This is a genomic window from Bacillus cereus group sp. N6 (genome assembly GCF_016483705.1).
Classification (GTDB): Bacteria; Bacillota; Bacilli; order Bacillales; family Bacillaceae_G; genus Bacillus_A; species Bacillus_A wiedmannii.
Genome location: NZ_JAEHBI010000025.1, coordinates 66,260 through 80,218, shown reverse-complemented (window position 1 = coordinate 80,218; position 13,959 = coordinate 66,260). Strand labels below are relative to the sequence as shown.

Here is a 13,959-nt window from a genome sequence, read left to right as displayed (position 1 = left end):
GAGTATTTTTTTTCATGTTTTCAAATCGGAAACATGTATTTGGCCTGCTTTTTTGTCTGAAAAAGCTGAGTAGTTACGTTTTTCTTTTTATAGATGAAAGTCGCTTTAGCGCTTTTCGTTTGTTTGTTTCGCTTTTCTTGACTCAATCATATGAAAAACAAAAGGGTTACGCAGTAAAATACCGGTAAAAGGAGTATTTTTACCGGTGAATGAATCGTATTTTAAGCTTACTGGAGCAAATTTTATAGCCCAATCACACCTTTTAATTCATCCATTCGTCCTTTTGAAAGCGGGATTGAACTTTTTCTTTCGTCATCCAAAATTAAACTAAAGCTATTACGAGTCCACGTAATGACTTCTCGTACTCTTTGTAAATTCACAAGGTACGAGCGATGACATCTAAAGAACCCGAACCCTGTTAATCTCGCTTCTAGTTCACTTAATGTTAATGCACATACGAAATCACCTTCGCGCACATGGATATGTGTCACTCCGTTTTGCGTTTCAATAAAATGAATTTCCATCGGATCAAGTAAAATGATTTTATCGTTCACTTTCGCTGGAATTCTTTCAAGTTTCATTTGCGGAATCATTTGAACAACCTTTTCTTCATCCACCTCTTCAATTTCTTCTTGTTCGATTTCTATTTTCTTCACACCATCATTGTTTAATATGTATACATCTTCTGTTAACGAAAGGGCGTCCGATAGAAAGGATGACGTTATAAAAATCGCCTTTCCTTTCTCCTTCATTGCCATAATCGCTTTTCGAATAATAATCGTGCTCTCTGTATCTACATTTTGCTCTGGCTCTTCTAGAATAACTAAATCCGGATTATGAACCATAACTCGCCCGATATGAAGACGGCGTTTCTCTGAAAATGATAGTTTTTCTATTTTAACGTTTAACTTATCTAAAAGGCCGACATATTGTACAACTTCTTCCGTACTCATATTCGATTCATAAAGACCTATTAAAAACTTAAAGTATTCCTTCACCTTCAAACGATCATATGCTTCATCTTTCAAAAAACAAAAACCGATGCGGGAATAATTTTTCTTTCCAATCGATTCTCCCTCAAATAGCACGTTGCCAGTTGAAGCTTCTTCCTCACCAATAATGATGCGGTGCAATACTTTAGCTGTATGGTTATTACATTGCAAAACAACGCATTGTCCCTTCTCAACCTTCAGTTCAACTGCCGGTAACTGGTTCGTCTTCCCTAATTGTCTCAACTCCAATAACGCCATTCTGTCTCCCCCAAATACTTTTTATCCTATTATACCAAACAATTAATGGAAGATTTAGATATTTTATGAAGTATCATAAAAAGAAGGCTATCCAAATGAAAGGATAGCCTTCTTCTCTAGTTTTGCTCTACATACGTCTTGAGCTGATCACGCAGCGCTCTCTTTAAGAATTTCCCTACAGATGTTTTCGGAAATTCTGCTTTTAGTAAAGCATACAGATCTTCTCTTTCTACTGCTTGTCCCTCTTTTAGTACAACGCAAGTAAACGGGACGTTTTTCATGCAGCACCGCCACAACAGATGCTTCTAACACTTTATCATGTGACATTAAAGCATTTTCTAAATCTACGGAAGAAATCCATTCGCCTCCACTTTTAATTAAATCTTTCGTACGATCAGCAATCTTAATACATCCTTCCGAATCAACCGTGACAATGTCTCCTGTATAGAGCCAACCGTCTTTCATTGATTCTTCTGTACGTTCATCCTTATAATAGCTTCCAGCGATCCATGGGCCCCTTAAACAGAGTTCTGTCATCGATGAACATTGACGATTTTTTAATATATCAACGATTCGACAAGGAACCTATCTACTAACAAAAGAAAACCGTCCCAACATAGCTCTTGGAACGGTCTCTTTTCCCCCTACTTCTTCACCATTAACTTTCCTTCATAATCATTCATCGACTTTATTTCGACACCCTTATAATAATGAGCAACGATATCTGTATATTTCTTACCTTCCGCCGCCATACCATTTGCTCCGTATTGGCTCATGCCAACGCCGTGACCGAATCCCTTCGTTGTAACGACGATTTTATCCCCTTCTTGTTTCCATGTGAAGTCAGAAGAGCGTAAATCTAACTTTTCACGAACTTGCTTTCCTGTTAATGTTTTCCCTTGAAATGCTACATCTTTTACTCGCTTTCCTTCCGTAAGATCTTTAATATTTCCAACCTTCCCGTCTGCCAACACCTTCACACCGAGACGTTTTTGAAAGTCAGCTACTGTAAAGGTTTGCTCGCTCGTAAATTTTGGAGAGGCTTGATCCCACGGACTATCTACGCTCTTTAAGTACGGATAATCATTTCCCCAATAATCAGCTGCATTTTCTGTCCGGCCATTACTCGTTGAGAAGAAGGATGCTGAGATTGGTTTTCCATCATACGTTAAAACTTGTCCTGCGGTTTTCGAAACAGCTTCTTCGATTTTCTTCAAATTATTTTCGTAGTTATTACCCCATTGTTTCTTCAATTCTTCTTTACTTTTGTACACTTGATCTTTCACCGTATCTGTCACGTCCGCATTGTTTTTCTTTCCTCCGCTTAGCATACGCTGTACCACAAATGTTCTCGCTGCTAATGCCTGCGCCTTTAGCGCCTCTATTTCAAAACTGGCATTCATCTCAGAAGCTACTACACCGGTCACATACTCCTCCATAGGTAATGTATCTACCTTTTTCTGTTTCTCACGATATACAGCAACTTGAACCGCTGTATCCACTTTCCCTGGAGCTGGTATACTTTCTATCGCTGGAGGAGTTTTAGAAGCTGCTTCTTCCCCTACTTTTGCTTTCGCAAACGGAATAACAAGAGCAGCAGGTACAATGATAACGAGCGCTATGAGAAGCGCTACTGTGATAAAAAGTGGCTTTGAAAATTTCATCTTATTTCCCCCAATATCCAAAAGCTTTACTCCATTCATTCTTATGGAACAACTCTTCCTTTTAGAACATACTTAAGGGGGAAGCAGCTAAAACGGAAATTTTCTAAATATTTTTACTGGTACGTGCATAAGTATAGAATTTATTGACTATAACAGTAATAACCCAAAAAAATAGTCCCTACGTCAAAAGACGTAGAGACTATTTCAATTAAGCGTGAAGATCAGAAACTTCTTGTTCTTTCACTTCTTCTACTTTTTCGTTTACACGTTCAATAGTTGCACCTAATGCAGCTAATTTCTTATGGAAATCTACATAACCACGGTCAAGATGCTTTAACTCAGTTACACGAGTGTAACCTTCAGATACTAAACCAGCTAAGATTAATGCAGCAGCAGCACGTAAGTCAGTTGCGCCTACTTCAGCACCTTGTAAGCTGTTTGGACCGTTCATAATAACAGAACGACCTTCGATTTTAATATCAGCATTCATACGACGGAATTCTTCAACGTGCATAAAGCGGTTTTCGAATACCGTTTCTGTAATCATACTTGTTCCATCAGCTTGTAGTAATAATGCCATCATTTGTGATTGCATGTCTGTTGGGAAACCTGGGTGAGGCATAGTTTTAATATCAACCGCTTTTAACTTATCTGGGCCGATAACACGTACACCTTCATTTTCCTCAATAACTTTAACACCCATTTCTTCCATTTTCGCTGTAATTGAGCGTAAATGTTCAGGTACAGCATTTTCAATTAAGATGTCTCCACCAGTAATTGCCGCTGCCACCATGAATGTTCCCGCTTCAATACGGTCAGGAATAATAGAGTGGTTTCCACCATATAATTTATCAACGCCTTCGATACGAATCGTTCCAGTTCCAGCTCCGCGTACTTTCGCTCCCATCGCATTTAAGAAGTTAGCTAAGTCAACAATTTCTGGTTCTTTCGCTGCGTTTTCAAGGATTGTTGTCCCTTTTGCTAATGTAGCTGCAGACATAATGTTTTCTGTCGCGCCCACGCTTGGGAAGTCTAAATAAATTTTAGCTCCTTTTAGTTCTCCCTCAACGTATGCCTCAACAAAACCATTACCAACCTGTACTTTTGCTCCCATTGCTTCGAAGCCTTTTAAATGTTGGTCAATTGGACGTGAACCAATTGCACATCCACCAGGAAGTGCAATACGAGCACGGCCGTTACGTGCAAGTAATGGTCCCATTACTTGAACAGATGCACGCATTTTACGTACATATTCAAATGGTGCTTCAATGTTTAGTTCTTTAGAAGCATCGATTGTTACTTGGTTATTTTCAAATACGACTTCAGCATTTAAATGACGTAATACCTCATTAATTGTGTATACATCAGACAAAACTGGTACTTCAGATAGTACATTCTTTCCATCACTCGCTAATAGGGCTGCAGCGATTATAGGTAATACAGCATTTTTTGCGCCCTCAACACGCACTGTGCCGTTTAACCGCTTTCCGCCACGGACGATGATCTTTTCCAAATTATTCCCCTCCGTGTCCTTTTTTCAGTATCTATTCACTCAATACTCAGAAGTTATGATCGGTGTGCCAACCACAATTGTATCTTTGTTGTCTGTAGAACGTATTGCTATTTGCACATTTATTTTCTCTCTATTTGTTGAAAGAGCGTCATCCCACTTTTTATTGTATGCGGAGACTGACACAAATGCTCTTTCTTCTATCTGTTCGATCGCTCTTGCTGAAAGATCTTTCAAAAACTGATTGGTTTTATTTTGCAAAACACCTTCAATCTTATCATTCAGTACACCTTGAACACAAGTGTAAATTATAGGTTTTTCACTAAAAATTTTATTTGTTTTCTGAATGTACTTCGGGTCCCATTTCGCCCCGCTTACTTCAAAAATAATGAAAGTGTTTTCTTTAGTATTTTCCTTACTCCATGTTACTACTACTCGTTCTTCATAAGAAGAAAACTTTTTATAGGATGTAGCTTTATATCCATCTGGAGATTGCTCTAATTCCCACTTTTGAATATTCGCCTTGTCCTTCACATCGTTTAACAACTTTTGAAACGTATGTATATTAGAAATTGTTTTTGTTTCTCGCGCTAACCATGACCACTTCTCTACTTTAGCATCATTTTTCTCTAAAGTTGCAATCATGCTCTCCATTTTCTGTTCATCGCTGATCGGTTTCATCTCTCTATATCCAACCAAAAATAAAACAACACTTATCATAACAATAAGAATGGCTTTAAGCTTCAATTTCATCCCCTCCTATCCCCATTGTTAACGGAGATATGAGGTTCTATACACTTACTTTACTAAATACGTTAAACTCTTTGAATAGCCTAAATAATCAAGGAAAAAGTTACTTACAGATGTCCCAATTGCAATTGTAATTAGGATGAGTAACACTCGCGTCTGCATCACTTTTCCAGACTTCATTAAACGCTCAATGTGAACACCTTGTAAGGCCCACCACGTAATGGTAATAAACAATAAATGCGAAACAATGGCAATCAGTGCTTGTTGCCCTAAAAGATGTGCCAAAAAATCGACCCCTTTTTACCCAGCTACTACTTACGAAATACTATAAAAACGATACCATGATAAGTAGGAGCCACACTTTTTCAAATACAAATAAACATCTTACATTTCACATCGTAATTTGCTCTCAAAAAACATATACCTACATGCATTTTCAATTGTAATTCACACAAAATAAAAAGCGCAGAGTAACAACTCCACACCTTTTATTTTCACTATTGTACCACGTTCCCTAAGAAGAAGAAATCCTTCATTAATGGAAAATATTCATAAAAGAAATTGTATCCAATCATCGGCATAATCCCTAGTATTACAATCGAGATTGCACAAAGGCTCATAACAACCTTTATATTCAATGGCAAACGAATTTTCTCTTCCACTTCTCCCGTCCGGAAAAACATTTGCTGTAGAATACGGAAATAATATACGAATGAGATGACTGTAGTCCCCATCATAATAGAAGCTAGTACGTAATGAGCTGGCTCTACATGCAGTGCACCTAAAAAGATGTTAATTTTCCCGATGAAACCAGCTGTTCCTGGTATCCCGGCCAACGATAAAATAAAAATCGTCATTACTATCGCTGTAAATGGCGACCTTTTATATAATCCAGTAAAAATGGTGATATTTTCTTTGTCGCTTTGTAAGATTAAGCCGTGGATAATCGCAAATGCGCCTATATTCATCAGCATATACGCAAGCATGTAAAACCACATGCTATCCATCGCAAATGGCGATAATGCGACAAGCGGAACGAGTAAATACCCCGCATGTGCGATTCCCGAATAGGCAAATAGGCGTTTTACGTTATATTGCTTTAACGCTACTACGTTTCCAATAATCATCGTAATACTCGCTAGTACTGCAATGTATATGCTCATACGTCCGTATAAAGATTGCATGTCTCCTTGCACCGATACACTTGCAAAAACCATGAGAAACAGACGAATAATGAGTAAGAATCCAGCAATTTTAGAAATCGTCCCGAGAAAAGCAGTAACAGGCGTAGCCGCTCCCTCATACACATCTGGTGCCCACATATGAAACGGCACTGTCGCAATTTTAAACGAGAGTCCAACGAGTAATAGTAGAAATGCGAGAGCTAACAATAACTGAATACCACCAGCAAGCTCCCCTGCGAATACTTTTTGCATGTCCACGATATTAGTTGATCCTGTAATACCGTATAAATAACTCATTCCAAAGAGCGTAATTGCCGTGCCAATACCTCCATTAATGACATATTTCATGGCCGCCTCGTTTGACGCACGGTTCATTTTTCGTATTCCTACTAAAATATATGAAGAAAGTGAAAGCAATTCTAAACCGACGAAAAGTGTAATGAAGTCAACACTAGAAGCCATAAACATAGCCCCAAGAAGTGCCATTAAAAATAAGTAATAATATTCTCCCTTATCTTCAATTGGATTCTTCTTATCATCGCTCATGGCGGTGCATAAGATGAGGGCCGCTCCGCCTAATAACAACGTTTTAAACCCTTTTGAAAACCCATCTAACACAAACGATCCATTTAGAATATCTCCTGTCGGTTCATCGTATAGCGTGATTAACGACACGATTGCTAATATGACGGCTGCGATTGCACTAAGCGCTACATATCTATGATTCAACTTAAAAAACAAATCACATATGGAAAGAAGGATGGCAGCTCCGAGAATAATGAATTCTGGCACCATAAGATGCCATGATAAGCTAAGTAACGTATTCATATCCACCCTACTTCACCCCCAATGTTTTCAATGTATTTTGAAGTGGATCCCCTAGTATTTCTGGCATTACTCCAATTGCAATAATGCAGAAGATAAGTAGCAATATAGGGACATACTCCCATCCGTGTATATCAGCTTTCGCTTCCCACTCTTTCTTACCAAATGTCACTTGAAGTGTTGCTCTTAATACGTATACAGCGGTTAAAATGATGCCAAGTACACCGACTGCAGCAATGACTGGCTCCCCTTGGAATAAACCGAGAAAAGCAAGAAACTCGCTAACAAATCCAGACATTCCTGGCAATCCAAGCGATGCCATTCCTCCTGCTAAGAAGAATCCGCTAAGTACCGGGACACTTTTTGCGAGTCCGCCAAGCGCTGTAATATCCGACGTTCCAAAGCGCTGTTCTATAACGCCAAGTAAGAAAAAGAGTAAGGCTGCAATTAAACCGTGAGAGACAACTTGGAATAGTGCCCCTTGTGTACCTGGTGCATTTAACGCCGCAAGGCCCATTAATACGATGCCCATATGCGAAATACTAGAGTAAGCAAGCACCTTCCGAAAGTCCGTTTGAATGAGCGCTAAGAAGGCTCCGTACAATAAATTAATGACTCCTAAAATCGCAATAAGCATTGCAAACTCGCGAAAGTATTCCGGGAATAGCCCCTTTCCGAAACGAATCATACCGTATGCCCCAATCTTCAGTAAAACGCCCGCATGAAGCATAACTACAGCCGGATGCGCTTCAACATGCACATTGACCATCCAGCGATGTAGCGGTAAAACGGGTAGTTTAATCGCAAAGGCAATCATTATGGCAAGAAACAAACCGAACTGTAAGCTGCTTGAGACAGCCATTCCTCCCCCAGCACCTACACTCGTTAATATTTCTTTAAGCTCTGTAATATTTGTTGTACCTGTTTTTGCAAATAAAACTGAGAAAACGATGAGTAAAATAGCGGAGCCAATACCGTTATATATTAAATAACTATAAGCAGCCTTTTCACTCGACAATTTCCCCCACTTTCCAATTAATAAAAACATTGGCGGCAACGTAATTTCAAAGAAGATAAAGAACAACATTAAATTTTGAGCAGCGAAGACGCCGAGCATCCCTATTTCTAACATGAGTAGCAGCATATAAAAGGCTTTCAAGTTTCTTTTAATAGTAAATGCCGCAATTGCTGCAAGCATCGCTAGAAGGGCTGTCAGCACCATCATAACGAGCGATAAACCATCAATGCCGAGCTCGTAATAAATGGAAAACCATCTTTTATCCACCGCTGCAAAATCCCCAAATTTAATCCATTTCACTTTTTCATCGAATAGCGACAAACTCTTTCCAGAAGCATATGTACAAGCGAGGACGATAGCGATTCCAAATGGAAGCGCCGTCCCAAATAAACCAAGCGCTCGCACAGTACGCGATTCTTTTTTTGGCGTTAATACAAGTAAGAGAATTCCTAAAAGCGGGGAAAAAATGAAGAACGTTAATAACAAATCATTCATCGTAAATCCCCTCCCGTATAGAGCAAAATAATGACGAGTACTGCAAGTGAAACAGCTGTTACAGTGCCGTACACTTGTACATTTCCGTTTTGGAGTCTAGAACCGAGTCCGCTTATCCCTTTAATTAGACTCCCTATTAAAACGGCAATTCCTTCGACTACATACACCTCAAATAAGCGAAGCACATGGGCGATTCCCTTCGTAATAGGGAGCACCGTCATATTGTATAGTTCATCCACATAATATTTTTCTTTCAAAAGGTTATAAAGAGCTGTTCCATCGCCACCAGCCCAATCTCTAGAAATAGATTTCTTGCCATATATGAAATATGCGAGAGCAATCCCAGCCAAGGAAACGATAGTCGCTACGATCATAATCCAAACTGGTCCGTGTGCCTCTCGCACTTTAAATGCTACATCTTTCGTAAGCCAATCCCCGAGGAATGTCCCAAACCATGGTGTATTCATATAACCCGCCACTACGGCGAGAACGCCAAGGACGATCATCGGATACGTCATAACGCGGGGCGATTCATGCACATCTTCCTTTGTCTTTACTTCCCCAGTAAAGACAAGGAAGTAGAGCCGGAACATGTAGAATGCTGTTAAAAATGCTGCAATTACTGCTAATATGAATAAAACGTAATTGCCATTCATCCAAGTCACCGCTAAAATTTCATCTTTACTAAAGAAACCAGAAAGGAGTGGCACCCCACTAATTGCAAGTGTACCGATTAAAAATAGTGCACCCGTTACTTTCATCTTCTTCTGTAAACCGCCCATTTTATTAATGTCTTGCGTATGCACTGCATGAATGACACTTCCTGCCGCCAAAAATAGTAGCGCTTTAAAAAAGGCGTGTGTCGTTAAATGGAAAACACCAGCTACATAACCAGCAGATCCTAATGCGAGCATCATATAACCGAGCTGGCTAACTGTAGAATAAGCAAGCACTCTCTTTATATCCGTTTGAACAAGACCGATAGAAGCCGCAAAGATCGCAGTGAAAGCTCCAACGATTGCCACCGTCTGCATCGCCACCGCACTTGCTGAAAATAGTGGAAACATCGTCGCCACTAAATATACGCCAGCTGCGACCATCGTCGCCGCATGAATAAGTGCCGAAACAGGCGTCGGCCCCTCCATTGCATCTGGTAACCACGTATGAAGCGGGAACTGACCTGACTTCCCCATCGCCCCGATAAAAATTAATATCGCTGTTATTGTAATCATCGTAGGGGTAAGATCCCCCGTATGAATCGCCCTAAATATTGCGTCATATTCAAAACTACCTGCATGCCAGAAAAGTAAGATCATCCCAATAAATAAACCGACATCTCCAATACGAGTCATAATAAAAGCCTTTTTCGCAGCAGCCTTCGCTTCTTCTTTAAAGAAATAAAAACCGATGAGTAAAAATGAACCAAGGCCGACTAACTCCCAAAATATATAAAGCTGTAATAAATTCGGTGATATAACGAGCCCGAGCATTGCAAATGTGAAGAGCCCTAAATAGGCATAAAAGGTTGGTAATCTTTCATCACCTTTCATATAACCTTTCGAATACACATGTACAAGTAAACTCACAAGTGTAACGATAAACAGCATTAAAGCCCCTAATGCAGTCACTTCAAAGCCAAATGATATATCAATATCTCCCGTTCTAAGCCATACCCACTTATGCTTCAATCCTACTTTCGAAAACCGTTCTACTAATACAAGTACCGCAAATATAAAGGAGAGAAAGACGAGGAAAATACTAAGTACACTGCTTCCTTCTCTAATTTTCTTCCCGAATATAAGTAATAAAAAAAACGAAACAAGCGGGAAAAGCGGTATGAGCCATGCATAATCGATCATTGTTTCCTTCCCCCTTTTCGGTCACAATGTTACCCTTTGAGCGTATCCATTTCATCTACATGAACCGTCGTACGATTACGATACAAAGCAATTAAAATGGCGAGTCCTACCGCCGCCTCCGCTGCTGCTACAGCCATCGTAAACAGAGAGAAAATTTGCCCTGTTAAATTTGGGAACAAACCTAATTTACTAAACGCGACTAAATTTAAATTGGCCGCGTTAAGCATTAATTCAATACAAACTAATACAATCACTGTATTTCGCTTCGTTAAAGCTCCAAACAAACCGATGCAAAACAAAATAATCGCAAGCGTTAAATATGCAGAAGCTGGAACGCTACTCATTGGAATCCTCCTCTTTCTCATCCTTCTTCGCAAGTATAATCGCGCCAACAAGTGCTACAAGTAAAATAACTGAGGTTAACTCAAATGGAATAATATATTTCGAATAGAGAAGTGTACCGATTTGAAGTGTGTTTTTTTCATGGAGAGGTAAACTTCCTTGTGTGCTTTCATTTGCAAAATCAATATTGTTAACAGCGAAATACATAACTGCCCCAAATGCTACAACCGCAAAGAAGATAATCCATTTTCGAAGAGTAAGACGCGATTCATTTTCTGCGTTATGTTGCGTTAACATAATGCCAAAAATCATAATAATTGTAATCGCACCGGAGTAAAGTAAAATTTGTGCAACCCCGATAAATTCGGCCGATAAAAGAAAGTACAAACCTGCGATACTAAGAAATGTCAGAACGAGAGCTAGCATCATATGCATGACTTTCGTTAAGTTCAACATAAGAACACCGCCGATAATTGCAGACAAGGATAGTATGAAGAATGCTACAAACTCGCCATTCATGCTTTATTCTCCTTCCTGACGTTTTCGTCGTTTTCGTCAAGCCACTGCAAATTTTTAAATAAATCATCACGTGAATATTCCGCGAGTTCAAAGTTATTTGTCATAACAATCGCCTCTGTCGGACAAACTTCTGTACATAAATCACACAGAATACAAATTTCAAAATTAATATCATACGTGTCGATAATTTTCCCTTTTTTCGTAGGATCCGGATGTTTTTTTCCTGTTAACTGAATACAGTCTGTCGGACAAATGTTGGAGCATTGGTTACAAACAATACACTTTTCTGGATAAAACTTTTGAATGCCTCGAAAGCGGTCTGGCAACGGCAACGGTTGATTCGGATAATCGTAAGTCACCTTCTTCTTACTCAAATTGCTTAATGTATATTTTAATCCTTTAAATAGTCCTTTCATCTCTTACTGGCACCCCCCTCATAGATTAGAAGAATAACTCCTTAATCAATGCCGTTAAGAAAATATTCGCAAGTGCAATTGGCAATAATACTTTCCAGCCAAACTCCATTAACTGGTCACCTCTTATACGCGGAAACGTAACGCGGAACCAAATTAATAGAAAGACTACACTGCTAAATTTCAAAGCAAACCATACAGCTCCTGGGATAAACCCAAGGAACATAACTGGATTCCATCCGCCTAAAAAGAGCACTGTAATTAAAGATGCCATTCCGAAGAAATATACGTACTCTGAAAGCATGAAAAACGCCCAGCGAAACCCTGAGTATTCCGTATGATATCCAGAAACAAGTTCCGACTCTGCTTCTGGTAAATCAAACGGCGTCCTATTTAACTCTGCTACCGCTGCGATTAAGAAAACGACGAAACCGATTGGCTGCACGAAAATGTACCAAACATTCTCCTGCGCTGCTACAATTTCATTTAAATTCAGGCTACCAGCTAACAAAACGACGCCAATTACACTCATTACAAGCGGAATTTCATAAGAAATCATTTGCGCTGCCGCACGCATCCCTCCTAAAAGGGAATATTTATTATTTGATGCCCACCCTCCGGTTACGACACCAATCGTCGTAATGCCAGAAACAGCAATGTAATACAGTAAGCCTACGCCAATATCCGCGAACTGAAATTTATCAGTAAACGGGATGACTGCAAGCACCATAAATGCCGGTGCGAATGCAATGACAGGCGCTAATATAAACAACGGTTTATCTGCCGCTTTCGGAATACTATCTTCTTTCAGTAATAGTTTTAAAACATCAGCTACCGTTTGCAGTAAGCCGAATCGGCCCCCAACTTGGTTTGGGCCAATCCGCCCTTGCATAAAACCCATCACTTTCCGTTCTGCCAAAATACCATATGTAACGAAGCCAAGGACTGCAAATAATAGAAGCACCGCTAATCCGAAAAAAATGAAGAAATTCGTCCAGCTTGAAGGTGATTGTAAGAGCGTTTCAATCATTAGCCATCAACCTCCCCAAGTACAATATCAACTCCACCTAAAATCGTAATTAAATTGGCGATGTTTTCACCTTTCAATAACTTCGGTAAAATTTGCAAATTGTAAAAAGACGGCCTGCGAAACTTCAAGCGGTACGGCTCTTTCTTTCCATCACTAGCAATATAGCAACCAATCTCTCCTCGCGGCGATTCTATACGGACGAACGCTTCCCCTTTAGGCGCCTTAATGATTTTCGGCACTTTCGCTAGCACAGCTCCGTCTTTCGGGAACTGTTGGACAGCTTGCTCAACAATTTTTAATGACTCCTCAATCTCTTGCATGCGGCAAACGTAACGATCCCAAGCATCTCCCACACTCCCAACAGGAATATCGAAATCAAAACGATCATAAATGGAGTACGGTTCATCCTTGCGAAGATCCCAGTTTACTCCGGTACACCGCAAATTCGCTCCGCTTAAAGAATACGAAATCGCTTCTTCCGCGCTATATATACCAACGCCTTTTACGCGATTTAAGAAAATCTCATTACCGCTAACGAGATCATGATAACCTGCCAATTGCTCTCGCATATACGGAACAAACTCTTCCACTTTTTCAATCCAACCGTCCGGCGCATCCCACTTTACACCCCCGACTCTCATATAGTTAAAAGTAAGACGGGCACCGCATAATTCGTTTAATAAATTTATAATCATCTCTCGTTCACGAAACGCGTATAAAAACGGGCTGACCGCTCCTATATCAAGAAGATTTGTCCCCCACCAAACGAGGTGGCTCGCAATCCTTCCAAGCTCCATTGCAAGTACTCGTAAGTATTCGGCCCGCTCCGGGATTTCAAGTCCCATCATCGTCTCGACAGCATGGCAAATGACGTAGTTATTCGTCATGGCCGATAAATAGTCCATTCGATCTGTATAAGGGATAATTTGCGTATACTGTAAGCTCTCGGCAATCTTTTCGGTCCCGCGATGCAAATATCCAATAACTGGTGTAGCTTCTTTAATAATTTCCCCGTCAATCTTAATAACAAGCCTGAACACACCATGCGTACTCGGATGCTGAGGCCCTACATTCAAAAGCATTTCTTCCGTACGGATCAT

Annotated in this window: 13 protein-coding genes and 1 pseudogene; all 14 read right to left on the bottom strand. The window is 39.9% G+C overall.

Annotated elements, in window-relative coordinates:
* Nucleotides 1-242 precede the first annotated feature (242 nt).
* Nucleotides 243-1,250: a LytTR family transcriptional regulator DNA-binding domain-containing protein gene (locus JDS99_RS18005; protein WP_088064858.1), complete on the bottom strand. Its 1,008-nt coding sequence runs from the start codon at nt 1,248-1,250 to the stop codon at nt 243-245.
* Between the two features lie 116 nt (nt 1,251-1,366).
* A pseudogene (locus JDS99_RS18000) lies at nt 1,367-1,787 on the bottom strand (AMP-binding enzyme); the annotation flags it as partial.
* 107 nt (nt 1,788-1,894) lie between these two features.
* The gene (gene spoIID / locus JDS99_RS17995; RefSeq protein ID WP_088064859.1) at nt 1,895-2,914 is read right to left on the bottom strand and encodes a stage II sporulation protein D; all 1,020 of its coding nucleotides are present in this window, start codon (nt 2,912-2,914) and stop codon (nt 1,895-1,897) included.
* Between the two features lie 208 nt (nt 2,915-3,122).
* Nucleotides 3,123-4,427: a UDP-N-acetylglucosamine 1-carboxyvinyltransferase gene (gene murA, locus JDS99_RS17990; protein WP_000411269.1), complete on the bottom strand. Its 1,305-nt coding sequence runs from the start codon at nt 4,425-4,427 to the stop codon at nt 3,123-3,125.
* Nucleotides 4,428-4,466: 39 nt separating this feature from the next.
* A complete protein-coding gene (locus tag JDS99_RS17985) occupies nt 4,467-5,171 on the bottom strand; it encodes a YwmB family TATA-box binding protein (RefSeq protein WP_370513119.1) in 705 nt (234 codons plus the stop codon).
* 51 nt (nt 5,172-5,222) lie between these two features.
* Nucleotides 5,223-5,459, bottom strand: coding sequence for a DUF1146 family protein (locus tag JDS99_RS17980; protein ID WP_000940744.1), 237 nt, complete (start codon nt 5,457-5,459; stop codon nt 5,223-5,225).
* A 212-nt stretch (nt 5,460-5,671) separates the two neighbouring features.
* Nucleotides 5,672-7,186 (bottom strand): NADH-quinone oxidoreductase subunit NuoN, encoded by a 1,515-nt coding sequence (gene nuoN / locus JDS99_RS17975; RefSeq protein WP_199695447.1) that lies wholly within the window; start codon nt 7,184-7,186, stop codon nt 5,672-5,674.
* 7 nt (nt 7,187-7,193) lie between these two features.
* Nucleotides 7,194-8,696, bottom strand: coding sequence for an NADH-quinone oxidoreductase subunit M (locus tag JDS99_RS17970; RefSeq protein ID WP_098857508.1), 1,503 nt, complete (start codon nt 8,694-8,696; stop codon nt 7,194-7,196).
* Nucleotides 8,693-10,555 carry an NADH-quinone oxidoreductase subunit L gene (gene nuoL / locus JDS99_RS17965; protein WP_098857509.1) on the bottom strand — a complete coding sequence of 621 codons (1,863 nt, stop codon included), beginning with the start codon at nt 10,553-10,555 and terminating at the stop codon, nt 8,693-8,695. The genes JDS99_RS17970 and nuoL overlap by 4 nt, the downstream gene beginning before the upstream one ends.
* A gap of 29 nt (nt 10,556-10,584) precedes the next feature.
* Nucleotides 10,585-10,899 (bottom strand): NADH-quinone oxidoreductase subunit NuoK, encoded by a 315-nt coding sequence (gene nuoK / locus JDS99_RS17960; protein WP_000100078.1) that lies wholly within the window; start codon nt 10,897-10,899, stop codon nt 10,585-10,587.
* Nucleotides 10,892-11,416: an NADH-quinone oxidoreductase subunit J gene (locus JDS99_RS17955; protein ID WP_001012824.1), complete on the bottom strand. Its 525-nt coding sequence runs from the start codon at nt 11,414-11,416 to the stop codon at nt 10,892-10,894. Before JDS99_RS17955 ends, nuoK begins: the two co-directional genes overlap by 8 nt.
* Nucleotides 11,413-11,832, bottom strand: coding sequence for an NADH-quinone oxidoreductase subunit NuoI (gene nuoI, locus JDS99_RS17950; protein WP_000677191.1), 420 nt, complete (start codon nt 11,830-11,832; stop codon nt 11,413-11,415). The genes JDS99_RS17955 and nuoI overlap by 4 nt, the downstream gene beginning before the upstream one ends.
* A gap of 25 nt (nt 11,833-11,857) precedes the next feature.
* On the bottom strand, nt 11,858-12,859 hold the full coding sequence (nuoH, locus tag JDS99_RS17945) for an NADH-quinone oxidoreductase subunit NuoH (RefSeq protein WP_000573437.1): 1,002 nt from the start codon (nt 12,857-12,859) through the stop codon (nt 11,858-11,860).
* Nucleotides 12,859-13,959, bottom strand: coding sequence for an NADH-quinone oxidoreductase subunit NuoD (gene nuoD / locus JDS99_RS17940; RefSeq protein WP_000621434.1), 1,101 nt, complete (start codon nt 13,957-13,959; stop codon nt 12,859-12,861). Before nuoD ends, nuoH begins: the two co-directional genes overlap by 1 nt.

Coding starts and splice junctions, on each gene's coding strand:
- nuoK (WP_000100078.1), bottom strand. CDS start 10,899: ATGAGTAGCGTTCCAGCTTCTGCATATTTAACGCTTGCGATTATTTTG.
- nuoH (WP_000573437.1), bottom strand. CDS start 12,859: ATGATTGAAACGCTCTTACAATCACCTTCAAGCTGGACGAATTTCTTC.
- nuoD (WP_000621434.1), bottom strand. CDS start 13,959: ATGATCCGTACGGAAGAAATGCTTTTGAATGTAGGGCCTCAGCATCCG.
- nuoI (WP_000677191.1), bottom strand. CDS start 11,832: ATGAAAGGACTATTTAAAGGATTAAAATATACATTAAGCAATTTGAGT.
- nuoL (WP_098857509.1), bottom strand. CDS start 10,555: ATGATCGATTATGCATGGCTCATACCGCTTTTCCCGCTTGTTTCGTTT.
- JDS99_RS18005 (WP_088064858.1), bottom strand. CDS start 1,250: ATGGCGTTATTGGAGTTGAGACAATTAGGGAAGACGAACCAGTTACCG.
- spoIID (WP_088064859.1), bottom strand. CDS start 2,914: ATGAAATTTTCAAAGCCACTTTTTATCACAGTAGCGCTTCTCATAGCG.
- nuoN (WP_199695447.1), bottom strand. CDS start 7,186: ATGAATACGTTACTTAGCTTATCATGGCATCTTATGGTGCCAGAATTC.
- JDS99_RS17955 (WP_001012824.1), bottom strand. CDS start 11,416: ATGAATGGCGAGTTTGTAGCATTCTTCATACTATCCTTGTCTGCAATT.
- JDS99_RS17970 (WP_098857508.1), bottom strand. CDS start 8,696: ATGAATGATTTGTTATTAACGTTCTTCATTTTTTCCCCGCTTTTAGGA.